Raw genomic sequence first — 21,636 nt, 5'->3', positions numbered from 1 at the left:
CCCATGGGCGGCGATCCGCGGACACAGGCCGACGGACGCCTGATCGGCCTGGAACTGCTGCGCTTTCTCGCCGCGGTTGGTGTGCTGGTCTGGCACTACCAGCACTTCATGTTCGTCGGCCACCACGAAGCCGCCTACGATGTGACCCGGCTGCCGTTCCGCGCCCTGTTGGCGCCGTTCTACAGCTACGGCTACAGCGGCGTGCAACTGTTCTGGTGCATTTCCGGCTTCATCCTGACCTGGAAATACCGCGCCTCGATCAGCCGAACCCGCCTGTCGTTCGGCCGGTTCCTGGTGCTGCGCCTATCGCGGCTTTACCCATTGCAACTGGCGACGCTGCTGATCGTGGCCGCGTTGCAGACGCTTTACGCCGCGCGCTTCGGCGAGACATTCGTCTATCTATTCAACGATGCCTCGCATTTCGTGATGAACCTGTCTTTCGCCAACTGGTGGGGCTGGCAGTCAGGCGAATCGTTCAACGGCCCGTCCTGGAGCGTTTCCGCCGAACTCCTGATCTATGTGGCGTTTTTCTGGATCACCCGGCGTGCCGGGGCCGGGTGGCGGACCGACACGATGGCGATGTTCGGCTTCGCCATCGCGGCACCGATCGCCAAGACGATATTCGGGATCGAGCCGGCCTTCACCGGCGCCGGAACGTTCTTCTTCCTGGGCGCGCTGACCTGTCATCTGCATGATTGGATCAGCACGCTGGATCTGGCCTGGCGTCGGCGTTGCGCCCTCGGCTGTGCCGGCCTGATCGCGGTCTGCGCCGCCCTGGTGGCAATCCACGGGCTGGCGATCGCCGGCGCTAGCCTGGCGATGTTCCCGGCCGCGATCCTGCTGGCGCAACTCGTCGTCCGGCCGCGGCGGCAGCGGATCAGGACGTTGCTGACCGCGCTGGGAAACCTGACCTACGCCAGCTACATGCTGCATTTCCCGATGCAGCTCGCCACCATGCTGCTGTTGAACCAGTTCGCCATCCCGGCGCCGCCGCTGATCTATCACGACTGGTTCATGCTGGCCTATCTCGGCGGCGTGTTCGCCGCGGCGTTCATCGTGTTCCGCTGGGTCGAGCGGCCGGCACAGACCATGCTGCGCCGGATACCGCATGATCGCGCGGCGGCATGTTTGAACGCTCGAAGCAGGTGACGATAAAAAGCGCGTCAGCGTCGCCAGGCCAGACACTCAGCTTGGCAAAGCAGCGGAACAGTGCCGAGCCGCGCCGACTTGGCGCCTGTTGCCGCCCAAGGGCGCCGCGATCCGCTGCCGCACCATTCCAGCAAAATTCCAGCACCAGCGCGGAAGTTGTTTTGCAGCCGCATCGCGTCATGCTATAGTCGTAATGATGAACGCCGGCCGCGTCACCAGGCCGCCTGGCGCCATCGGATCGCTACCCAGGCAAGGAATAAGCGTGACTGAATGTCGCTTGTCGCGCTCGCGTGCGATTGGTATGCGCGGAACCGCGAAACTTTAACGGCGGTGGACGCCCTGCTGGGCGGCGGCCTGCTGACCTGGGGCGCACTGCGGCAGCAGCCACTCAGGTTACCCCGGCGCAACCGGCCGCGCCGATCCGACCCCGCACCGACCAGCACCGAAATGTTCAGCCAGGCAATCGAACAGATCGGTAGCGCCAAACTGGCGGTCTGCCTCGGCGGTATCCATACCCTGGACCGGATCGCTCGCCAAAGCCGGCCCGACCACGGTGCGGTGACGGAAATCCTCGCCGCGTTGATCAGACAACGCGCGCCGTGGCCGGATCCGACCGCCGCGGCCACAGCGTCAATCCATGATGCCGCCGCGGCGCCAAGCTCGTATCGTTGGCAACGATCGGCCGACGTTGTCGCCGCACTGGACGTCATCATCCGGCGACGCGCCGCCGACGGCATCGCCGCGGATGCACGCCTCAACCTGACGCGGACCAATCTGGCCGGGGCATCGCTGAGGCAGGCACCGCTGCATGGCGCCGACCTGTTCGCCGCCAACCTGACCGAGGCCGATCTTGCCGCCGCGGATCTGTCGCAGGCCGATCTGCGGCGTGCCTGCCTGCGTCGCGCCAACCTGGTCGGGGCGAACCTCTCCGGCGCCAACCTGACCGGATCCAACCTGACCCAGGCCAACGTCCGAGCCGCTGACTTGACCGGAGCCACGATCAGTTGGGCCGACCTTAGCGGGGCGATCCTCTATGCGGCGAACCTCAGCGGCGCCACGATCCTCGAAGCCCGTTTCAGCGGCGCCAACCTGCATCGAGCCGACCTGCGCGGCGCGCGACTTGGTGATTGCGACCTCAATGCAGCGCAACTCGGCGGCGCCGATCTCAGCGGTGCTCGGCTTGAACGGGTCAGCCTGCGCGGCGCCGTGCTTGGCCGGTCCAACCTGTCCCAGACCTTCCTGTATGGCGCCGATCTGACCGCGGCGGATCTCCAGGCGGCCAATCTGCGACGCGCCGATCTCAGTTGGGCGGATCTCAGCGGCGCCGACCTGGCCTGGGCGGATCTGAGTGATGCGATCCTCTACGGCGCCAAGCTGATCGGCGCCAGGCTGACCGGCGCCGATCTGCGGCGGGCCGATATCCGCACCGCCGATCTGACCGGGGCCTGCATCGACGACGCGGTTCTGCGCGACGCCATCGTGCTCACCCCAGCGAACAGCGATGTCAAGCCGGGCGCCACGCCGCGCGCGGCCGAATAGGCTCCCCGCCTATGCCAACCAGTGCGGCACCGGCAGTGCCTTCTCTCGCAGGAACGCCGGATTGAATAACTTCGACTGATAGCGCGACCCGCCGTCGCACAGGATGGTCACCACGGTATGACCGGGCCCCATCGCCTTGGCCACCCGTATCGCCGCCGCAATGTTGATTCCGGCCGAGGTGCCCACCGACAGCCCCTCGTGAAGCAGAACATCGAAAATTTGCTCCAGCGCTTCGCCGTCCGGGATGCGTTCCGCGTCGTCGATCTCGATCCCCGCAAGGTTTTCGGTAACCCGCGAATTGCCGATGCCCTCGGTGATCGACGACCCCTCGATCGCCAGATCGCCATTCTTCACCCAGCCATAAAGACCGCTGCCCAACGGGTCCGCCAGCACGATGCGGACCGCCGGGTTGCGTTGCTTGAGCGCCAACGAAACCCCGCCCAGCGTGCCGCCGGTGCCGCATGAGCAAGTGAACGCGTCGACCTTGCCACCGGTCTGCTCCCATATCTCGACCCCGGTGGTGGCCTGATGTCCCGCCCGGTTGGCAACGTTGTCGAACTGGTTGGCCCAGATCGCGTTGCCGGTCTCGGCCGCGATCTCCTCGGCCAGGCGGCGCGAGGCATGCACATAATTGCCCGGATCACGATACGGCTTGGCCGGCACCAGCCGCAGGTCGGCACCGATCATCCGCAGGAATTCGATCTTTTCCCGCGACTGGGTTTCCGGCATCACGATCACGCTGCGATAGCCGCGAGCATTGCCGACCAGGGTCAGGCCGATGCCGGTATTGCCGGCAGTGCCCTCGACGATGGTCCCTCCCGAACGCAGCGTGCCGCGCTGTTCGGCGTCGGTGACGATCGCCAGGGCGGCGCGGTCCTTGACCGACCCGCCGGGATTCATGAACTCGGCCTTGCCGAGGATGGTGCAGCCGGTCGCTTCGGAAGCCCCGCGCAGTTTGATCAGCGGGGTATTGCCGATAGCCTGCGCCAGGTCGTCTTGCCAACTGCTGCCGTGATACAAGGCGGTCATCGGTTCCTCTTTCCTGAGCGGAGTCATCAACATGGTCGAGAATGTCGCGCCAACCCAGACCTGGGAAGCCCTGCAATCGGACGACAACGCGCAACTGGTCGACGTGCGCACCGACGTGGAGTGGAATTTCGTCGGTGTGCCGGAACTGACCGCCTCGGGCAAGCAGGCCATCCTGATCCCCTGGCAGATCTATCCGACGATGCAGCGCAACGACAGCTTCGAGGACAATTTGAAACAGGCCGGGCTGACCTCGGATCACAAGGTCTATTTCATCTGCCGCACCGGCGGGCGCAGCATGGCGGCGGCGCAGGCTGCCCAGGCGGCTGGCTTCCCGCACGTGTTCAACGTCGCCGATGGGTTCGAAGGGGCGCCCGACGCGCTCGGCCATCGTGGCGCCACCGGCGGCTGGAAGGCCGAGGGCCTGCCCTGGCGGCAGAAATAGGCTCAGCCGATGTACATCCTCTATCACGCTCCAGGCTCCAGTTCGATGGCCGTCCACATCGCCCTGCACGAAGTCGGCGCCGCGTTCGAGAGCCGCGCAATCCGCTTCACCCAACGCGACCAGGACCCGCCCGAGTTCCGAGCGCTCCACCCCGAGGGCAAGGTGCCGACACTGGTAATGGATGGCCGCGCGCTGACCGAAGTCGCCGCGATCCTGTACTACCTGGCCCGGCGATACACGGAGGCAAAATTGCTTCCATCAGGCGACATCGAGGCCGAGGCGCAGGTGATATCCTGGATGTCGTTCATCGCATCCAGCCTGCACCCGGCCCGCCGGCAAGGCATCGATCATGCGCGGGCGATGTATCGCCTGGCCGATGAACGCCTGGGCGATCAACGACTGGCTGATCAACGACTGGCCGATCAACGACTGGCCGATCAACGACTGGCCGATCCAGCATCGGGCGATCGCGGCTGGGCGGTGGGCGGGACATATTCGATCGCGGACATCCACCTGTTCCGCCTATTCTGGCGCTTCCGCGGCTCCTTGGGTGCCGATCCGGCGACGTTCCCTAACTTGAGCGCGCACCACGACCGCATGATGCAGAGACCCGCGGTGCGCAAGACATTCGAAGCCGAGTCCGCGCTGGGCTACGACCTGCCGGCGTAACCGGCAGCCAGCAACCGACCGCCCCGACTGGCCGTGCCGCGAGTGATGAACTCTGTTGCTTTAGTGTCTTCCAAACAGACAGGTTCGACAGGGCGTGCTGACAAGCGATTTTAACTGAGTGCCATTGCTCCACCGCTCATGATCTTCGCAGCGACGAATCAACACGAAAACACAATGACACGAAGAAAACATAATCCAGCATCGAGCCGTGTCGGGTCTCTGGGGGTCGATATTTTGAACCGATACGCCCAGCGCATTCGATCGCCGAAATCCCCTCGTGACACCATCCGCCGTTGGCAAAACATTCGAAGCCGCGTTTCGCCCGAACCCTCAGCCTAACAGACAGAAGCCTTAACAGCCCCGCTAAACCACCACGAGCCCAATGCTCTTCGTGTTGAATCCAAATCAACAAAACCGCACGAACACTGAAACGGAGCGCACGACCGACGACGTATCCGAAATCGACACCACCCATTAATCTCGCAGATCCACAATCCACCCGAAGACACAATGAACATCCCTGGCACGTGACCGACCCCCCAGAGCTCGACGCAACCAGAACGGTCATAGGCCTTGCCATCGAGGTGCATCGCCACCTAGGCCCCGGGCTGCTGGAAAGCGCCTACGAAGAATGCTTGTGCTATGAACTCCAACAGGCCGGCGTCCCGTTCGTTCGCCAAAAGAAACTTCCAATCCGCTAAGGCCCGCAACTCAACGCCCGTTACACCATGGATATCGTCGTCGGCGACAGCCTGGTCGTCGAGGTGAAGGCAATCGACCCACCCAACCAAATCCACCAGGCGCACTTGCTGACCTACCTTCGGCTCGGTAGCCACAAGATCGACCTGCTGCTGAACTTCAACCGACCAACCCTGAAAGACGACATCACGCGGCTCCGACTCTGACCCGGACCGCCCCTTGATCCGCCGCCCCCATCGGGTGACGATGACTCCCAGACCAATGGGGGGAACGCGGATGCCACGCCTTGACGGAAAAGTCGCCCTCGTCACCGGGGCCGGAACCGGCATCGGCAGAGCCAGCGCCAGGCTGTTCGCCCGCGAAGGCGCCAGGGTCGTCGTCGCCGAACTGAACGCCGCCGCGGGCGAACAGACCGCGCAACTCATCACCCAGTCCGGCGGCCACGTGATCGCCGTCACCACCGACGTCACCGAACCCGACAGCATCCAGGCCACCATCGAAACGACCCTGCGGCACTGGGGCGCCCTGCACGTGCTGCACAACAATGCCGGCGGCTCGACGGCGCGCGATGCCGACGTGACCGCCGCGCCGCTGGACGAGTTCTGGCGGGTGATCAAGCTTGACCTGTTCGGCACTTTCCTCGGCTGCCGGTTCGGCATACCGGCGATCATCAAATCCGGTGGTGGATCGGTCATCAACATGTCGTCGAACGTCGCGCTGATGGGCATCCCCGGGCGCGACTGCTACACTGCGGCCAAGGGCGGCGTCGCGGCGATCACCCGCTCGATGGCAGTCGAATTCGCCCCGAAAGTCCGCGTCAACTCCATCGCCCCGTCCGCCACCATGACCGACCGGGTAAAGACACTCGTCGCCCGCAACGCCGCCCTGGACAAGTTGGCGAAGTCCCATCTCGTGGGGCTGATCGAACCCGAGGACGTCGCATCCATGGCGCTGTTCCTGGCCTCCGACGAAGCCGCCAAGGTGACCGGACACGTCTACCCGGTCGATAGCGGCGTGATCATCTCCTGAACAACGGAACCGCAACGATGAAGATCAAGCGCGTCGAACACATCGCCATCGCCGTCGACTCGATGCAGGCATCGCTCGACCTGATGCGCGATACCTTCGGCCTCGAACTGGAATACCAGGAACAGATCGGCGAGACCCGGCTGGCGATGCTGCCGGTCGGCCAGTCCTACATCGAACTGCTGGAAGGCCGCGGGCCGGAGTCCGGGGTCAGCAAATGGATCGCCGAGAAAGGCGCCGGCCTGTTCCATATCTGCTTTGAGGTCGACGACATCGAAGCCGCCATCGCCGAACTCAAGGCCAAGAACGTCAAACTGCAAAGCGATACCTGGCGCATCGGCCATGCCGGGTCGAAGATCATCTTTCTCGACCCATCGGCGACCGGCAACGTGGTTATCGAACTGGCCGAACTCGCGGCGGGGCACTGAGAAATGGCGGATTTCGTCCATCCGGAATTCCTGGTCGAGACCGATTGGCTCGCCCAGCATCTTGACCAGGTGGTGGTGCTCGACTGCACCACGCATCTGATCCCCGACCCGAAGACCACCTATGTCGTTAAACCCGGCCGCGAGGACTACGAAACAGGCCACATCCCCGGCGCAAGGTTTTGCGATGTCGCGCGAGACGTATCGGATACGAGACAAAAACTCAACTTCATGCTCCCGTTGCCAGACGATTTCGCCGCCACGATGCGTCGTTTCGGCATCAGCAACAGCACAAGGGTGGTGACCTACAGCACCGCGAACCCATGGTGGGCGACCCGGGTCTGGTGGCTGCTGCGGGAGTTCGGCCACGACAACGCCGCGGTGCTGAACGGCGGCTGGCAGAAATGGACCGCCGAACACCGCGCGATCGAAACCGGCGCCGCAACGCCCCCCGGCCCGGGCGATTTCCAGGTCCGCGAAGTGCGCAACCTGATGGTCGGCAAGGACGCGGTCAAAGCCGCCATCGGCGACGCCGGCATCTGCACCCTGAACGCGCTGCTGCCGGCGCAGCACGACGGTAGCGGCGGCAACAGCTATGGCCGCCCCGGCCACATCGCCGGCAGCGTCAACCTGCCAGCGGCGCATCTGCTCGACCCCGCAACCAATACCTTTCTGCCGGCCGACGAACTGCGCCGCCGCATGGCAACGGTCGGCGCGCTGGACCGCCCGGTCATCACCTATTGCGGCGGCGGCATCGCCGCCAGTGCCGACGCGTTGATCCTGGTGATGCTCGGACATACCGACGTTCGTATCTACGACGCGTCACTATCGGAGTGGACCAAGGACGCCAGCCTGCCGATGCAGACCGGCTGAAAACAAGAGGAAACAACAATGCGGTTAAATAACAAAATCGGCATCGTCACCGCCGCCGCCTCCGGCATGGGCCGCGCCGGCGCCGTTCGTTTCGCGGCCGAGGGCGCCTCGGTCGCCGTCGTCGACCTCGACAAGGAGGCAACCGACGCGGTGGTCCGCCAGATCACCGCCGCCGGCGGCAAGGCAATCGGCCTATCCGGCGACCTGACCCGCGACGACTTCGCCCGCGACATCGTGCGCCAGACGGTAAGCCAGTTTGGCGCCCTCGATTTCGTCTGGAACCACGTCGGCACCCCAGGGCCGGCCTCGATCGAAGGCCTCGACTGGAAAGATTTCGACTTCGCGATGAATCTCAACGTCCGCAGCGTGCTGGTCAGCACCGAGGCGGCGCTGCCGCACCTGCGCGCCCGAGGCGGCGGATCGCTGCTGTTCACCGCCTCGACCTCGGGCCTGCAAGGCTCGCCCTACAGTCCGATCTACAACGCCGCGAAATTCGGCGTCGTCGGCCTGGTCAAGGGTCTGGCCAAACGCTACGGACCCGAGAACATCCGGGTCAACGCGGTGTGCCCCGGCACCACCGACACCCCGATGCTGCGCGTCTTCGTCGCCCGCCCGGACAGCCAGATGCCGGCCGGGGAAACGCCGGAAACCCTGATCGGCAAGCGCGGCGGGCTAAACCCGATGCGCCGCGTTGCCCAGCCCGAGGAAATCGCCAACGCCGCGCTGTTCCTGCTCTCGGATGAAGCCTCGTACGTGAACGGCGTGGCGCTCCCGGTCGATGGCGGCGCGACCGCCTGAACCCATCCAGGCCGGGCGCTACTTGCAGGCGGTGATCATGATCTCCACCAGCACATCGGGGGCCGCCATCTCGGCCTGCACGCAAGCCCGCGCCGGGGCGCCTTCCTTCGGCAGCCACGGCGTCCAGACCTCGTTCATCAGCACCCGGTCCTTGATGTGCTTCACCCAGATCTGCGCCTGCAGCAGGCGTGTCTTGTCGGTGCCGTGATGCTCCAGCATGGCGTCGATCTGCGCCAGCACGTCGGTGGTCTGCCCCTTGATGTCCTGCTTGGTGTCGCGCGCGGTGATCCCCGGCAGATAGACGAAACCGTGATACTCCACCGCCTTCGACAGGATCGGGCCGGGTTCGGTACGGGTGATCTTGGTCATGCGACTGCTCCAGATTGAAACCGATCGCAGCCTTCTAAGCCATCAAACCGAGCCCGACCAGGGCACGCCAACTTGACCATCCCGGCGGTCCTGGCGTCCGATGACCAGCATGAAAATCTGCATCTTCGGCGCCGGCGCCATCGGCGGACATCTCGCCGCCCGCCTGCATCGCGCCGGAGCGCGCGTCTCGGTCATCGCCCGCGGCGCGCACCTCGCCGCCATCCAGGCCAACGGACTGACCGTCCACGCGATCGACGGGCAACACAGCGCCGCGGTCGCCGCCGCGGCCGATCCGGCCGAACTCGGACCACAGGACGCGGTTTTCGTTACGGTTAAGGCACCCGCACTTCCCGCCGTCGCCGCCCGGATCGCACCCTTGCTGGGTCCGGACACCCCGGTTGCGTTCGTAATGAACGGCATCCCGTGGTGGTATTTCGACCACCTCCCTGGTCCCCATCAGGGCAAATCGCTGCCTCGCATCGACCCCGGTGACGCGCTGCGCCAGGCGTTGGGTCCCGGCCGCACGCTCGGCGGCGTGGTCTATTCCGCCAGCGCTGTGACCGCGCCCGGCGTCATCGAAGTCGAGCAGCCGAAAAGCCGCGTCATCCTCGGCGAACCGGACGGAACGATGTCGGATCGAGTGCGCACGCTGTCCGATCTGATCACCAAAGGCGGCATCAGCGGCGAGGCGACGCCAGCGATCCGCACCGAGATCTGGAACAAGCTGATCAGCAATCTCGCCGGCGGCACGCTCGCGGTGCTGACCGGGGGCGCCCCCAAGGGTGCCTACATCGAGCCGGCAGTGCAACAAGCGGCACTGCGCATGATGCAGGAAGCCGCCGCCATCGCCCAGGCACTCGGCGCCGATCCCGCCACCGATCACGCGCGCCGCATCGCCGGCCAGCGCTCAATGGACCACAAGCCCAGCATCCTGCAGGACTTGGAGCTTGGCCGGCCGATGGAAATCGACGGCATGTTCGACGCCCCGCTGGTGCTGGCGCACATGGCCGGCGTTGCCGCCCCGACACTGGAATTACTGGTTGCGCTGAGCAAACTGCGCGCCCGAACCGCGGGCCTTTACGCCTGACCCGCCGCTAACAGCCCCGCTGCTACCAACCCCCGCTGCACTACCAACCAAGGACATCATACCGATGGAAACCCGCATCTACGGCCGCTCCGGCCTGCGACTTTCGATCCTCGGCTTTGGCTGCGGCGCCGTCGGCGGCCTGATGGTGCGCGGCTCGCCCGCTGACCAAGACCGAGCAATCGGCCTCTCGCTGGACGCCGGCATCAACTACTTCGACACCGCGGTTCAGTACGGCAATGGCGCATCCGAAACGAATCTCGGCCGCGTCATGGCCGCCCGCAAGCCCGCCGGCATCGCGGTCGGCACCAAGGTTCGCGTCCCGTCGGAGAATTTCGCCGCCATCGGCAAGACCATCGCCGAATCGATGGACGGCAGCCTGCAGCGCCTGCGCATGGACCACGTCGATATCTTCCACCTGCACAATCCCATAACCCTGCAAGGCGGCGGCGAAACCCTCAGCGTTTCGCAGGTGCGAAACGAAGTCGTTCCCGCCTTCGAAGCATTGCGCAAAGCCGGCAAAACCCGCTTCCTCGGCATCACCGCGATCGGCGACACCGAGGCACTGCACCAGGTCATCGATGCCGAACTGATCGACAGCGCCCAGGTCAGCTACAACATGCTGAACGCTTCGGCGGCCACCGCACTGCCGCCGAACTATCCCGCGCAGGACTACGGCCGGCTGTTCGACCACACCCAGAAGGCCGGCGTCGGCGTGGTCGGCATCCGCGTGCTCGCCGCGGGTGCGCTGACCGGCACCGCCGAACGCCACCCGACCGCCAGCCCGCCGCCCGAACCGATCGGGTCCGCCCACAGCTACCAGATCGACCTGGAACGGGCCCGCCGGCTGATGCCTCTGGTCACCGAGGGCTTCGCCACCAGCCTTGCCGAAGCGGCAATTCGTTTCGCCATCACCCACAAGGCGATGGGCACCATCCTGGTCGGCATGGCGACAGTGGAGGAGTTCCAGGGCAGCCTGGCCGCGGTGCAAAAAGGCCCGCTGCCGCAAGCCGCTCTGGACCGGCTCGCCGCGCTGACCGCGGGCTTCTCCGGGGAGCAGCGCTGAAACCCGGACATAATATCGACGCCGCAACGTATCCTATCGCCGCTCAAGGCCGTATCGGGCGCGCACAGCTTTCCGTGGTCAGACGCCGTCCGCATGGTGTAGCAATGATTGTGCACCCGCGAAGCCACAGGAGTCTGATGGATGCCGCAGATCATACCCGTCGCGACTTTCGACTGCGTCGTGTTCGGCGCCACCGGCGACCTGACGCTGCGAAAACTGCTGCCGGCGCTGTACTACCGCTTTCGCGACGGCCAGATGCCGGCAAAATCGCGCGTCATCGGCGCCGCCCGGTCAAAACTGTCGGACGAAGATTTCCGCGGCCGAGCCACCAAGGCGCTGGAAAAACATGTGCCCGTGGCGGATCGCGAGGCCGATACGGTGCAGCGCTTCCTCGCGCAACTGCACTACGTCTCGATCGACGCCACCGCGCCTGACGCCGACTGGTCGCGTTTCAAGGACCTGCTGGACCCCGACCGAATCCGGGTGTTCTACCTGGCCACCTCGCCCGACCTCTACGGCCCGACCTGCAAGGCGCTCGGCACCAACGGCATGGTGACCGACAAATCCCGCGTCGTGCTGGAAAAGCCGATCGGCCATGATGCCGCCTCGGCCCACGGCATCATCGAAAGCGTCGGGCGGGTGTTCACCGAGGCGCAGACCTTCCGCATCGACCACTACCTGGGCAAGGAGACGGTGCAGAACCTGATGGCGCTTCGTTTCGCCAATACAATATTCGAGCGGCTGTGGACCGCCGATGTCATCGACCACGTGCAGATCACCGTCGCCGAGACCGTCGGGCTGGAAGGCCGCGGCGGCTACTACGACAAATCCGGCGCGCTGCGTGACATGGTGCAGAACCACATGCTGCAACTGTTGTGCCTGATCGCGATGGACCCTCCGGTGTCGCTCGACGCCGACCGGGTGCGCGATGAAAAGCTGAAAGTACTGCGCGCATTGAAGCCGATGGAACCGCACGAGGTCGCCAGCCTTACGGTGCGCGGCCAGTACGCCCACGGAGCGATCGACGGCAAGCCGGTGCCCAGCTATCTCGCCGATCTGGGCTCCGACGAAGCCTCCGCCACCGAAAGCTTCGTCGCCCTGAAGGCCGAGGTGCACACCTGGCGCTGGGCCGGGGTACCGTTCTACCTGCGAACCGGCAAGCGGCTGCCCTCGAAAGTGTCCGAAATCGTCATCCAGTTCCGCAAGCCGCCGTTCTCCATCTTCCCGCGCGAGGCAGCCGAATGGCGCCCCAACACCCTGATCATCCGCCTGCAGCCCGAGGAAGGCATGCGGCTCGAGATGATGACCAAGGACCCCGGCCCAGGCGGCCTGCGGCTATCCCCCACCGGCCTCGACATCAGTTTCGAAAAGACCTTCGGCAAACGCTTCCCCGACGCCTACGAGCGGCTGCTGATGGACACCGTGCGCGGCAACCCGACCTTGTTCATGCGCCATGATGAGGTCGAAGCCGCCTGGGCCTGGGTCGAGCCGATCCTGGAAGCCTGGGCCGCGCGGCCCGATCATCCGCGCCCCTATCCGGCCGGAAGCTGGGGCCCGACCGCGGCGATCGCGCTGATCGAGCGCGACGGCCGGACCTGGAACGAACAGATGGAGTAGAACCAACCGCCGCCGGATTGTTCCGCCAAACGCCGGTGGCAAGAACCGCCCGCGGACCTACTTCGGAATCACCGACGGATTGCCCCCCGGTGATCCCGGCGGCCGAATCACCGGTGTCGTCGAACCTGCCCCAGTTTGCGGCGGCTTCACCGCCAACCCGGGATCCACATTCGGCGGCGTGATTGTGCCCTTCTGCCGCGACAGCCGATTGCTCAGATTGCCACCAGACGGATTTGGGTCGGCCGGGGCGATCTTCTCCGGTGGCGGCGACGGCGCGCTCGGCGGCGCCATGGGCACGGTCGGGTTGGCCGGGGACGACTGCTGAGGGTTCTGTGCCAGCGCCGGAGTGGCAATCAGAAGCGAGGCGCTCAAGGAAACCGTTCGCATCATGATGGTGGTTCCGTCTCCGTTGGAAGACGTTCCTCTGTTTTTGTTGAGAAGGGCGTTGGTCCAAGCAACACCGCTGCGGATTTCGTCAGCCGGCGCTGTATTGCCCTAGGGCTGGGGCTTAACATCGCGGTTCAAGCGCTGTCAGCCGATCTGATCCGGCGCAACACGGCTGACCGATCCCACGACCAGCGCCGGAACCTGCCGTAAAATCCTAACGCGCGAAGTGACCGCGCGTTCCGGAAAGTCCGAAACGGCGCCGCCGGTTCGGGGCCGGTTCTGACGCCATCGTGAGCAAGCCGCCGGAGTCTGTCGCGCGGCCCGCCTCCGCCGCACTGCAGCGAAACATTGTTGACGCACCGCGGCCAGCAGCCTAAACGCCGCCGCGGGTCACGTCCCCCCACCGGGACGCTTTTCTTCTGCAAGGGAGAACCGCAATGGCAAGCGCCGCGACTCCGCACGTGCGTCCGAACAATCCCAATTTTTCCTCCGGCCCATGCGCCAAACGTCCCGGCTTCACCGTAGACGCCCTCGCCGGCGCCTTGGTGGGTCGCAGCCACCGCGCCGCGCAACCGAAAGCCCGCCTCGCCGAGGTCGTCGCCCGGTCGCGTGCGATCCTCGGCATGCCGCCAGACTGGCGCCTGGGCATCGTCCCCGGCTCCGACACCGGTGCGGTCGAGATGGCGCTGTGGTCGCTGCTCGGTGCCCGCGGCGTCGATATCGTCACGTTCGAGAGTTTCGGCGAAACCTGGGCCACCGACATCGTCAAGCACCTGAAGCTGAAGGACGCGCGCGTCCTCTCGGCGCCGTACGGCAAGCTGCCCGACCTGAGCCCGGTCGATCCGGCCCATGACGTGGTGTTTCCGTGGAACGGCACCACCTCGGGCGTGCGGCTACCGGACGCCGGCTGGATCGCCCCCGACCGCCAAGGCTTGGCGATTTGCGATGCCACCTCGGCCGCATTCGCCATGGCACTGCCCTGGGACCGGCTGGATGTGGTCACCTGGTCCTGGCAGAAAGTGCTGGGCGGCGAGGCCGCGCACGGCATGCTGGCGCTATCCCCGCACGCCGTGCAACGGCTGGAAAGCTACATCCCCGCCTGGCCGCTGCCCAAACTGTTCCGCCTGACCGCGAACGGCAAACTCGCCGAAGGTGTGTTCAAGGCCGAGACCATCAACACCCCGTCGATGCTCTGCGTCGAGGACGCCCTCGATGGCCTGCGCTGGGCCGAACGCATCGGCGGCCTGCCGGCGCTGATCGCGCGATCCGAGGCCAATCTGGCCGCCGTCGCCGCCTGGGTCAGCCGCAGCGACTGGGCCGGCTTCCTGGCCGAGGACCCCGCCACGCGGTCCTGCACCTCGATCTGCCTGAAAATCACCCCCCCCTGGTTCGCCGCCCTTCCACCCGACGGTCAGGCCAAGGCGGCCAAGCAACTCGCCTCGCTGCTGGAACAGCACGAGGTGGCCTACGATATCGGCGCCTACCGCGACGCCCCGCCTGGCCTGCGCATCTGGGCCGGCGCCACCGTCGAAACCGCCGACATCGAGGCCTTATTGCCCTGGCTCGACTGGGCCGCAGCCGAGGTCGCCGGCGCGTTCGCCCCCGCGCAGAAACAAGCCGCGCAATAACCACAGGACAAAGCCAATGCCCAAGGTATTGATCAGCGACAAGCTGTCGCCGGCCGCTGTCGAGATTTTCCGCAACCGCGGCATCGAGGTCGATCTCAAGCCCGGTCTGTCGCCCGCCGAACTGCGCGCCCTGATCGGCGAGTACGACGGCTTGGCGATCCGCTCCGCCACCAAGGTGACGAGGGAACTGCTCGACGTCGCCACTCGCCTGAAAGTGGTCGGCCGCGCCGGCATCGGCGTGGACAACGTCGATATTCGCTCCGCGACCGCGCGCGGCGTCGTGGTGATGAACACGCCGCACGGCAACACCATTACCACCGCCGAACACGCGATCGCCATGATGTTCGCCCTGGCGCGGCAGATCCCCGAAGCCTCGGTCTCGACCAAGGCCGGCAACTGGGAAAAGAACCGCTTCATGGGCGTCGAACTGACCGCCAAGACGCTGGGCCTGATCGGCTGCGGCAATATCGGCTCGATCGTCGCCGACCGCGCCGTCGGCTTGAAAATGCGCGTTCTGGCCTACGATCCGTACCTGTCGGACAAGAAGGCCCTTGACCTCGGCGTCGAGAAGGCCGACCTCGACGCACTGCTGGCCCGAGCCGATTTCATTACCCTGCACACGCCGCTGACCGACGCCACCCGCAACATCCTGTCGCGACAGGCGCTGGCTGCCACCAAGCCCAGCGTCCGCATCATCAACTGCGCCCGCGGCGGCCTGCTGGACGAAGCCGCCCTGGCCGAGGCCATCCGATCCGGCCACGTCGCCGGCGCCGCGCTCGACGTCTTCGAGACCGAACCGGCAACCGGGTCGCCGTTGTTCGGCCTGGAGAACGTCGTCTGCACCCCGCATCTCGGCGCCGCCACCGCCGAGGCGCAGGAAAACGTGGCACTTCAGGTCGCCGAACAAATCAGCGACTTCCTGCTGACCGGCGCGGTGACCAACGCCATCAACATGGCCTCGGTCTCCGCCGAGGACGCACCGCGGCTGAAGCCATACCTGGAACTCTGCCGCCTGCTGGGCGCCTTCGCCGGTCAACTGACCCAGGCCCGCGAGGGCGCCATCCACAAGGTCAGCATCGAATACGAAGGCCAGGCCGCCGCCCTGAACCACCGGCCACTGACCGCGGCGATGCTGTCTGGGCTGATGTCGCCGCTGATGGAGGGCGTCAACATGGTCAATGCCTCGGTCGCCGCGCGCGACCACGGCATCGACGTCGCCGAGACCGCGCATGACCGCCCGACCGAGTATCTGACCCTGGTTCGGGTCAGCGTGGAAACCGACAACCTGTCGCGTTCGGTCTCGGGCACCCTGTTCGCCGGGTCGCGTCCGCGCATCGTCGAAATCAAGGGCATCAAGGTCGAGGCCGACTTCGCCTCGCACATGCTGTATGTCACCAACCAGGACAAACCCGGTTTCATCGGCCGCTTCGGCGCCACCCTGGCCGGCGCCGGGCTGAACATTGCCACCTTCCACCTAGGCAGGGCCAACCAGGGCGGCGACGCGATCTGCCTGGTTTCACTCGACGAAAGCGTGCCCGAAGACGTGCTGGCGATGGTCCGCACCCTGCCACTGGTGGTGCAGGCAACGGGGTTGGCGTTTTAACCGACGATCGTGGCTCGTTAACCGACGATCGCGGCTTGGGCGAAGCGTCCGAGAGGTCTTCGTCTTCGCGCTTCTCCCGTTGAGACAAGCTGAACGGGATCCGCGCTAATTCAGCCGGCCCATGGCCCCGGCCAGCAGGTCGACCTGGCGGGCAATCCGCGTCAGCGCGTCATGCGCCTCGCCGTCCGGGCGGCCCGGCAGGTCGGTGCCCCCGGACGCCAGCGTCCGCATCGCCGCGCCGGTCCAATCCCGCCAGGTCCGCAACATCCGCGCGGCGCCGGCGGTGGCCAGCACCGGGTCGTGCTGCAGCGTCGCCAGCCGCCCGGCACACCGGCGCAGCGCCGCATCGACCACCATCGCCGCCTCCAACGCATCCCGCCGCTTCTTGCCCGGCTCCAGCAGTGCGCGGGTGATCAGCGCCTCCAGCGAATTGGTGCTGACACCGGCGGCGCGCCGAGCCTGGTCCAGCGCGGTCTGGCTGGTTTCGCCCAGCAGCAGGGAGAAGCCGGCCTCGGCGTAGCCGGCATGGGCCAGGATCGCCTTTTTCACCTCCGGCGCCAGCAAATCCGGCTCCCGGCTCGGCCATAGCAGAAAATTCGCGGCGACCGCGAGCATACCGCCGATGGTGGTGAACGCGGCGCGGAAGCCGGCGATCGTCCACTCGCCCGCGCCCGGCGCGCCGGTTTCCACCAGCAGCACCACCAGCGGCGTCAGCGCCATCATGAACAGTCCGAAACTCACCGTCCGAACCGCGAAAGCCAGCATCGCCAGCGGAAACATCGCCGCCGCGATCGACAGCGGAGTCGTGCAGACCAGGCCGACGCCGGCGGCGACCAGCCCGCCGGCAGCGGTGCCCAAAACCCGTTCGATCGCCCGCGTGTAGGTCAGCGAGAAGAACGGCTGCATCGTCGCGACCAGGGTGATGGTCAGCCAGTGATCGTACGGATTGAACCACACCATGGTGAACGCCAGCGGCCCCGCCGCGGTGACCGCGGTGCGCAGCGCGTGGCGCAGGGCAGCGGACTTCCAGTCCAGATTGGCGGCCAGCGGGCGGATCACCCGCTGCCGCAACGGAATCGACCGCCCGGCGGCGTCGATGCCGGGCGCCAGGTTGGCCGGCACCGCCAGGGTGTGAGCGATGCGCAGCCGGTCGGTGATCCGCTCAGTGACAGCCCGCAACGGCGTGCCCGCTGGAAGGTCCCGCAGATCGGCCTCCACCGCGTCGATCGCCCGGTTGGCGCGGCCGGCCACGTCCGGGTCGTCGGTGATCATGCCGCGGGCCAGGATCAGCAATACGGGGCGCATCCGGCGCAGCACCCGTTCGGCGATCCGCCGTTCGGCAGGCAACCCCTGCTCCAGCAGGTCGCTCAACGCGATCAGGCCGCCGAAGATCTGTTCCGCCGTCTCGATCCGGATCACCGCCTGGGCGCTGCGGTTGCTGGTGCCGCCGCGCGAGCGCAGCGTGTCCATGACCATGGTCTGCGCCGCCTCGATCGCATCGCGGGCGGCGCGGCGGTGGATGCGGGCGTGGGCTGTCCAGTCGGCGTCGCTGGCCGCCGGCGCGCGCATCAGTGCCTGCAGATCGCCGACCAGTTGCGACAATCGCCGATAGATCTCGGCCACCGCCCGCCTGGCCGGCAGGAACGGATAGACCCGCCAGATCACCATGGTCAGCAGGATCGCCCACGCCGCCCCGCCGACGAACGCTCCGGCCAAAATGCCGGCCTGCCGCAAGCTGGGATCGCCGCGATCGAGCGACAGGATCTGCACCGTGCTGAGCAACGCGCCGACCTGCAACGGGGCTTGGCCGTAGATCCGCACGAACGACGAACAGAACAGTCCGAACACGCCCAGCGGCAACGCCACCACCGGCCCAAGCTCGCGCAACAGCCCAAAACCGGCGGTCACCGCCGCGCCGATCAGCGCGAAGCTGACCAGCACCGGAACCCGCCGGCGGATCGGACCGCCGGGATCGCACAGGCAGGTCAGCAACGCCGCCAGCGCCGCCTCGCGCAGCGCCGGCAACGCCAGGTATTGGCTGAGTGCAATGATGACAGCGACCGAAAGCCCGGCGCGTGTCGCTTCGGACAAGCTGATCGCGCGCGGATTGACCACGATCGGCAACCGCGCGAGGTCGGGTGCGGCGAACCGAGACGCGGACCGCATCGCCGACTATCGCCGCCTGGTCTGGAAAAACTCCCGCAACAACGCCGCCGCCTCGGTCTCGCGGACACCGCCGACGACGTCCGGGCGGTGCTGGCACGACGCCGCGTCGAACACCCGGACGCCATGATCGACCCCGCCGCCCTTCGGGTCATAGGCACCGAACACCAGCCGGCGCACCCGGAACAGACTGATGGCATGGGCGCACATCGGGCAGGGTTCCAAGGTGACGAACAACGTGCAGTCCGGCAGGCGAGGGCTGCCGCGCCGAGCCGCCGCGGCGCGCAGGGCGAGTATTTCGGCGTGCGCGGTCGGGTCCCTATCGGCCTCGGTGCGGTTGCCGGCCATGGCGAGGACGCCGCCGTCCGCCCCGACCACCACGGCGCCCACCGGGACCTCTCCGCGTTCGGCGGCGCTGCGGGCTTGATCCAGGGCTTGCAGCATCGGGTCCGGCGTCATCTTCGCGATCATAGTCGGTTGCTTGCGCGATGGGGGAATTGTATAGCCAGCTTCGCGCGCTGCCGGCGTAGCTCAGGGGTAGAGCAACTGATTCGTAATCAGTAGGTCCACAGTTCGATTCTGTGCGCCGGCACCATTTTCAATCGGCTGCCCGGCGTTGTTCTAAACGTCTCCGGCGGTTAATATTCTTGCATCTGGTAGCGCTATTGCGACCGGCGCTGGACTTTCGTTGACTTAAACGCGTTGCATCAGAATGATGCGCGGTTCAAGGCGCTTATGGCTTCCCTCAGGATACGCAAAGCGGCATCAAGACCACGCGCTATTCCACCGAGCAAGTGGTGCGCAATCGGCCCTATGTTTCCTTGGCGCAGTGCAGGGCGGTATTGCGCCGTCCCCTGCGCCAAGCGGGACGGGCGCATACGGTTCTGCAGCCGTGTCGCCGACCCGCGTGACTGCGCGAAGATGCGATCGCCCGCTCATCAGGCGACGCGACTCCATCAGCTTTCCACTTTCCCGGGTAACAGGAACAAACCATTCATCGCTAGAAGGCCGGCCGATCACCCAGATCGACAGCGGCCCAAAAGCCTGAACCGAACAGCGCCTCCCCCGCAGCCGCCTCCCCCGCCAACCACACCCCCAACCCAACCAACACCCGAATGACCAACCCCACCAACACCTCCCCACCATGCCGATCAGCGTCATAACCGGGGCCACCAGCGGCATCGGCCGCTGGATCGCGTCCGGCCTGGCCGGCGCCGGCCACCACCTGGTGATCATCGCCCGAGACCCCCAGCGCGGCCACGCCGCCCTGCAATGGATCACCACCCAGGTCCCCGCCGCCCAGGCCGAACTGCTGACTGCCGATCTGTCATCGCTTGCCGCCACCCGCCAGGCCGCCGCCCAGATCACCGAACGCTTCCCGGCGATCGATGTGCTGGTGAACAACGCCGGCGTGTTCCGCACGAGCCGCCAGCAGACCGCCGAACACCACGAACACGTCATCGCCGTCAATCACCTCTCGCCCTTCGTGCTCACCCGCGCGCTGATCCCCGCGCTGCGCGCCGCCGCCGAAAAAGCTCCAATCGCCGCCCCAAACACCTCCACCGGGGCGCGCATCGTCAACGTCGGCTCCTCCACCGCCGACCGCGCGCGCATCGATCCCACCGACCTCGAGGGCATCCGGCGTTGGGGCATGGTGCACACCTACAGCCAGTCCAAGCTCGCCCTGACCATGGCCACCATCGGCTGGGCGCGCCGGCTGCAAGACACTGGTGTGACCGCCAACGTGGTCCACCCCGGCATGGTGGCGACCGGCCTGATACGCGCCGGCGGACCGATCGGGCTGGCATGGCGCGCCATGGCGCCGTTCCTGCTCACCGAACAGCAGGGCGCCGACACCCCGCTGCACGTCGCCTTGTCGCCCGAGTTCCGCGCCATCACCGGCGCCTACGTCAAACAACGCCGGGTCGTGCCGCCCAACCGACGGGTGCTCAACGGCGCGCTGATGGACCAGGTCTGGCGTGCTACCGAGGCGCTGACCGAAACCTGACCCGCCGCCTCGCCGCCCGCCCCAACTTCGCTGCCGTCGCTCCCACCCGCCACAGCCAAAGCTGAACGCTGCGCCGCCGGGCATGACGACCGAACGGCCCGTGTATCGGCGACGCCTGCTCCGACGCAGCGAACAGCGTCGGTTGCTGCAGCCGCGACGCCTCTGGATCGCGAGTGACGTGGCCGTCCAGCCCCAGCCGGGTCATCAGATACGCCACCAGCGGCGGCGAAACCCTGGCCGCCAGGCAGAACGCCGCCGCGGTGCCGCTGATCACCATCTCGGCGCGCCCGAGGCTGATCGCCAGATGGATGCCGGCGGCCACGATCTCGGGTTGATACACCGGCGGCACCGGACGAGCCGGCCAGCCCATGTAGGACACCGCATGGGAAAAGAACGGCGTGTTCACCGCCGGGGGAAAGATCGTGCAGACCCGGATCGGGCTGCGCTCGATCCGCAGCTCGGCCCGCAGCGCCTGAGCGAACCCGCGCACCGCCGCCTTCGCTCCGGCATAGGACGTCATCAGCGGCAGACCATGAAAAGCCACCGCCGAGCAGACGTTGACGATCGTGCCGCGGCCCAGCGGTGTCATCAGCGCCAACGCCACGCGGCAGCCATTCACCGAACCGCCATAGGTCACCGCGGTCACCTGGTCGAACTGCGCCTCAGGCACGCTGGTGAACCGGCCATACACGCCATTCCCGGCACAGTTGATCCAGACATCCGGCGGCCCCAGTTCGACCACGATCGCCTCGGCCGCCGCCCGCAGCGCCGCGCTGACCGTCACGTCGGCCACCGCCACGGCGGCGCGCGCCCCGGCGCCCCGAACGTCGGCGGCGGCGGCGGCCAAACCGGCCTCGCCGCGCGCGATCAAGCCCACCCGCCACCCGTGGCGCGCGAACAGCACCGCGGTGCAGCGGCCGATGCCCGAGGACCCGCCAGTGATGAAAACGGTGCCGCTTGGCACTTCGGCCGCCGTGGCGCGGGCGGTGGCAAGCAGCGTCGCATCGCTCGCCAATGACCAACCGGCGCTCACAGAACCAGCATCATGGTGTCTCGCAAGCT

General features: G+C 66.6%; 20 protein-coding genes, 1 tRNA gene and 1 pseudogene. 16 read left to right on the top strand and 6 right to left on the bottom strand.

Annotated elements, in window-relative coordinates:
- The first annotated feature begins 3 nt into the window (after positions 1 to 3).
- Positions 4 to 1,149: an acyltransferase family protein gene (locus tag ACQY4T_RS07950; protein ID WP_428539818.1), complete on the top strand. Its 1,146-nt coding sequence runs from the start codon at positions 4 to 6 to the stop codon at positions 1,147 to 1,149.
- A gap of 270 nt (positions 1,150 to 1,419) precedes the next feature.
- On the top strand, positions 1,420 to 2,688 hold the full coding sequence (locus ACQY4T_RS07945; RefSeq protein ID WP_428539815.1) for a pentapeptide repeat-containing protein: 1,269 nt from the start codon (positions 1,420 to 1,422) through the stop codon (positions 2,686 to 2,688).
- A gap of 9 nt (positions 2,689 to 2,697) precedes the next feature.
- On the opposite strand, the gene ACQY4T_RS07940 is transcribed toward ACQY4T_RS07945, so the two are convergent.
- Positions 2,698 to 3,717 carry a cysteine synthase A gene (locus tag ACQY4T_RS07940; protein ID WP_428539812.1) on the bottom strand — a complete coding sequence of 340 codons (1,020 nt, stop codon included), beginning with the start codon at positions 3,715 to 3,717 and terminating at the stop codon, positions 2,698 to 2,700.
- Between the two features lie 31 nt (positions 3,718 to 3,748).
- On the opposite strand from ACQY4T_RS07940, the gene ACQY4T_RS07935 reads away from it, so the two are divergent.
- The 7 genes and pseudogenes from ACQY4T_RS07935 to ACQY4T_RS07905 all read left to right on the top strand — a co-directional run bounded on the left by ACQY4T_RS07935 (position 3,749) and on the right by ACQY4T_RS07905 (position 8,649).
- On the top strand, positions 3,749 to 4,159 hold the full coding sequence (locus tag ACQY4T_RS07935) for a rhodanese-like domain-containing protein (protein ID WP_428539809.1): 411 nt from the start codon (positions 3,749 to 3,751) through the stop codon (positions 4,157 to 4,159).
- A 9-nt stretch (positions 4,160 to 4,168) separates the two neighbouring features.
- Positions 4,169 to 4,828 (top strand): glutathione S-transferase family protein, encoded by a 660-nt coding sequence (locus ACQY4T_RS07930; protein WP_428539806.1) that lies wholly within the window; start codon positions 4,169 to 4,171, stop codon positions 4,826 to 4,828.
- A gap of 527 nt (positions 4,829 to 5,355) precedes the next feature.
- A pseudogene (locus ACQY4T_RS07925) lies at positions 5,356 to 5,733 on the top strand (GxxExxY protein).
- 70 nt (positions 5,734 to 5,803) lie between these two features.
- Complete coding sequence (locus ACQY4T_RS07920) at positions 5,804 to 6,556, top strand: SDR family NAD(P)-dependent oxidoreductase (RefSeq protein ID WP_428539803.1); 753 nt, start codon at positions 5,804 to 5,806, stop codon at positions 6,554 to 6,556.
- A 17-nt stretch (positions 6,557 to 6,573) separates the two neighbouring features.
- Positions 6,574 to 6,981: a VOC family protein gene (locus ACQY4T_RS07915; protein ID WP_428539800.1), complete on the top strand. Its 408-nt coding sequence runs from the start codon at positions 6,574 to 6,576 to the stop codon at positions 6,979 to 6,981.
- Positions 6,982 to 6,984: 3 nt separating this feature from the next.
- Positions 6,985 to 7,851, top strand: coding sequence for a sulfurtransferase (locus tag ACQY4T_RS07910; RefSeq protein WP_428539797.1), 867 nt, complete (start codon positions 6,985 to 6,987; stop codon positions 7,849 to 7,851).
- An 18-nt stretch (positions 7,852 to 7,869) separates the two neighbouring features.
- Entirely contained in the window at positions 7,870 to 8,649 is a 780-nt protein-coding gene (locus tag ACQY4T_RS07905) for an SDR family NAD(P)-dependent oxidoreductase (protein WP_428539794.1), read from the top strand.
- 18 nt (positions 8,650 to 8,667) lie between these two features.
- Here ACQY4T_RS07905 and ACQY4T_RS07900 read toward each other — a convergent pair whose 3' ends face one another.
- The gene (locus ACQY4T_RS07900; protein WP_428539791.1) at positions 8,668 to 9,018 is read right to left on the bottom strand and encodes a RidA family protein; all 351 of its coding nucleotides are present in this window, start codon (positions 9,016 to 9,018) and stop codon (positions 8,668 to 8,670) included.
- 109 nt (positions 9,019 to 9,127) lie between these two features.
- On the opposite strand from ACQY4T_RS07900, the gene ACQY4T_RS07895 reads away from it, so the two are divergent.
- The 3 genes from ACQY4T_RS07895 (at position 9,128) to zwf (ending at position 12,785) form a co-directional block, all read left to right on the top strand.
- Positions 9,128 to 10,105 carry a ketopantoate reductase family protein gene (locus tag ACQY4T_RS07895; RefSeq protein WP_428539788.1) on the top strand — a complete coding sequence of 326 codons (978 nt, stop codon included), beginning with the start codon at positions 9,128 to 9,130 and terminating at the stop codon, positions 10,103 to 10,105.
- Positions 10,106 to 10,169: 64 nt separating this feature from the next.
- Positions 10,170 to 11,168, top strand: a complete 999-nt coding sequence (locus tag ACQY4T_RS07890; protein WP_428539785.1) for an aldo/keto reductase — start codon at positions 10,170 to 10,172, stop codon at positions 11,166 to 11,168.
- 141 nt (positions 11,169 to 11,309) lie between these two features.
- On the top strand, positions 11,310 to 12,785 hold the full coding sequence (gene zwf, locus ACQY4T_RS07885; RefSeq protein ID WP_428539782.1) for a glucose-6-phosphate dehydrogenase: 1,476 nt from the start codon (positions 11,310 to 11,312) through the stop codon (positions 12,783 to 12,785).
- A 57-nt stretch (positions 12,786 to 12,842) separates the two neighbouring features.
- On the opposite strand, the gene ACQY4T_RS07880 is transcribed toward zwf, so the two are convergent.
- Positions 12,843 to 13,175 carry a hypothetical protein gene (locus tag ACQY4T_RS07880; RefSeq protein ID WP_428539779.1) on the bottom strand — a complete coding sequence of 111 codons (333 nt, stop codon included), beginning with the start codon at positions 13,173 to 13,175 and terminating at the stop codon, positions 12,843 to 12,845.
- 434 nt (positions 13,176 to 13,609) lie between these two features.
- Between ACQY4T_RS07880 and ACQY4T_RS07875 the strand changes: the two genes are divergently transcribed.
- Both ACQY4T_RS07875 and serA read left to right on the top strand, forming a co-directional pair.
- Positions 13,610 to 14,800 carry a phosphoserine transaminase gene (locus tag ACQY4T_RS07875; protein ID WP_428539776.1) on the top strand — a complete coding sequence of 397 codons (1,191 nt, stop codon included), beginning with the start codon at positions 13,610 to 13,612 and terminating at the stop codon, positions 14,798 to 14,800.
- A gap of 16 nt (positions 14,801 to 14,816) precedes the next feature.
- Entirely contained in the window at positions 14,817 to 16,403 is a 1,587-nt protein-coding gene (serA, locus tag ACQY4T_RS07870; RefSeq protein ID WP_428539773.1) for a phosphoglycerate dehydrogenase, read from the top strand.
- Between the two features lie 105 nt (positions 16,404 to 16,508).
- Here serA and ACQY4T_RS07865 read toward each other — a convergent pair whose 3' ends face one another.
- Positions 16,509 to 18,569 carry an FUSC family protein gene (locus tag ACQY4T_RS07865; protein ID WP_428539770.1) on the bottom strand — a complete coding sequence of 687 codons (2,061 nt, stop codon included), beginning with the start codon at positions 18,567 to 18,569 and terminating at the stop codon, positions 16,509 to 16,511.
- Positions 18,570 to 18,575: 6 nt separating this feature from the next.
- Complete coding sequence (locus ACQY4T_RS07860) at positions 18,576 to 19,037, bottom strand: nucleoside deaminase (RefSeq protein ID WP_428539767.1); 462 nt, start codon at positions 19,035 to 19,037, stop codon at positions 18,576 to 18,578.
- Positions 19,038 to 19,086: 49 nt separating this feature from the next.
- On the opposite strand from ACQY4T_RS07860, the gene ACQY4T_RS07855 reads away from it, so the two are divergent.
- Together ACQY4T_RS07855 and ACQY4T_RS07850 are read left to right on the top strand one after the other, a co-directional pair.
- Positions 19,087 to 19,161, top strand: a tRNA-Thr gene (locus ACQY4T_RS07855).
- 549 nt (positions 19,162 to 19,710) lie between these two features.
- Positions 19,711 to 20,574 (top strand): SDR family NAD(P)-dependent oxidoreductase, encoded by an 864-nt coding sequence (locus ACQY4T_RS07850; protein WP_428539764.1) that lies wholly within the window; start codon positions 19,711 to 19,713, stop codon positions 20,572 to 20,574.
- Here ACQY4T_RS07850 and ACQY4T_RS07845 read toward each other — a convergent pair.
- Positions 20,549 to 21,607: an SDR family oxidoreductase gene (locus ACQY4T_RS07845; RefSeq protein ID WP_428539761.1), complete on the bottom strand. Its 1,059-nt coding sequence runs from the start codon at positions 21,605 to 21,607 to the stop codon at positions 20,549 to 20,551. The genes ACQY4T_RS07850 and ACQY4T_RS07845 overlap by 26 nt on opposite strands.
- Positions 21,608 to 21,636: the final 29 nt, after the last annotated feature.

Source organism: Rhodopila sp. (assembly GCF_965277825.1).
Taxonomy (GTDB): domain Bacteria; phylum Pseudomonadota; class Alphaproteobacteria; order Acetobacterales; family Acetobacteraceae; genus Rhodopila.
The sequence above is the reverse complement of the archived record's forward strand: the minus strand, read 5'-3'. Positions and strand labels throughout refer to the sequence as shown.

Coding starts and splice junctions, on each gene's coding strand:
- ACQY4T_RS07950 (WP_428539818.1), top strand. CDS start 4: ATGGGCGGCGATCCGCGGACACAGGCCGACGGACGCCTGATCGGCCTG.
- ACQY4T_RS07945 (WP_428539815.1), top strand. CDS start 1,420: ATGTCGCTTGTCGCGCTCGCGTGCGATTGGTATGCGCGGAACCGCGAA.
- ACQY4T_RS07940 (WP_428539812.1), bottom strand. CDS start 3,717: ATGACCGCCTTGTATCACGGCAGCAGTTGGCAAGACGACCTGGCGCAG.
- ACQY4T_RS07935 (WP_428539809.1), top strand. CDS start 3,749: ATGGTCGAGAATGTCGCGCCAACCCAGACCTGGGAAGCCCTGCAATCG.
- ACQY4T_RS07930 (WP_428539806.1), top strand. CDS start 4,169: ATGTACATCCTCTATCACGCTCCAGGCTCCAGTTCGATGGCCGTCCAC.
- ACQY4T_RS07920 (WP_428539803.1), top strand. CDS start 5,804: ATGCCACGCCTTGACGGAAAAGTCGCCCTCGTCACCGGGGCCGGAACC.
- ACQY4T_RS07915 (WP_428539800.1), top strand. CDS start 6,574: ATGAAGATCAAGCGCGTCGAACACATCGCCATCGCCGTCGACTCGATG.
- ACQY4T_RS07910 (WP_428539797.1), top strand. CDS start 6,985: ATGGCGGATTTCGTCCATCCGGAATTCCTGGTCGAGACCGATTGGCTC.
- ACQY4T_RS07905 (WP_428539794.1), top strand. CDS start 7,870: ATGCGGTTAAATAACAAAATCGGCATCGTCACCGCCGCCGCCTCCGGC.
- ACQY4T_RS07900 (WP_428539791.1), bottom strand. CDS start 9,018: ATGACCAAGATCACCCGTACCGAACCCGGCCCGATCCTGTCGAAGGCG.
- ACQY4T_RS07895 (WP_428539788.1), top strand. CDS start 9,128: ATGAAAATCTGCATCTTCGGCGCCGGCGCCATCGGCGGACATCTCGCC.
- ACQY4T_RS07890 (WP_428539785.1), top strand. CDS start 10,170: ATGGAAACCCGCATCTACGGCCGCTCCGGCCTGCGACTTTCGATCCTC.
- zwf (WP_428539782.1), top strand. CDS start 11,310: ATGCCGCAGATCATACCCGTCGCGACTTTCGACTGCGTCGTGTTCGGC.
- ACQY4T_RS07880 (WP_428539779.1), bottom strand. CDS start 13,175: ATGATGCGAACGGTTTCCTTGAGCGCCTCGCTTCTGATTGCCACTCCG.
- ACQY4T_RS07875 (WP_428539776.1), top strand. CDS start 13,610: ATGGCAAGCGCCGCGACTCCGCACGTGCGTCCGAACAATCCCAATTTT.
- serA (WP_428539773.1), top strand. CDS start 14,817: ATGCCCAAGGTATTGATCAGCGACAAGCTGTCGCCGGCCGCTGTCGAG.
- ACQY4T_RS07865 (WP_428539770.1), bottom strand. CDS start 18,569: ATGCGGTCCGCGTCTCGGTTCGCCGCACCCGACCTCGCGCGGTTGCCG.
- ACQY4T_RS07860 (WP_428539767.1), bottom strand. CDS start 19,037: ATGATCGCGAAGATGACGCCGGACCCGATGCTGCAAGCCCTGGATCAA.
- ACQY4T_RS07850 (WP_428539764.1), top strand. CDS start 19,711: ATGCCGATCAGCGTCATAACCGGGGCCACCAGCGGCATCGGCCGCTGG.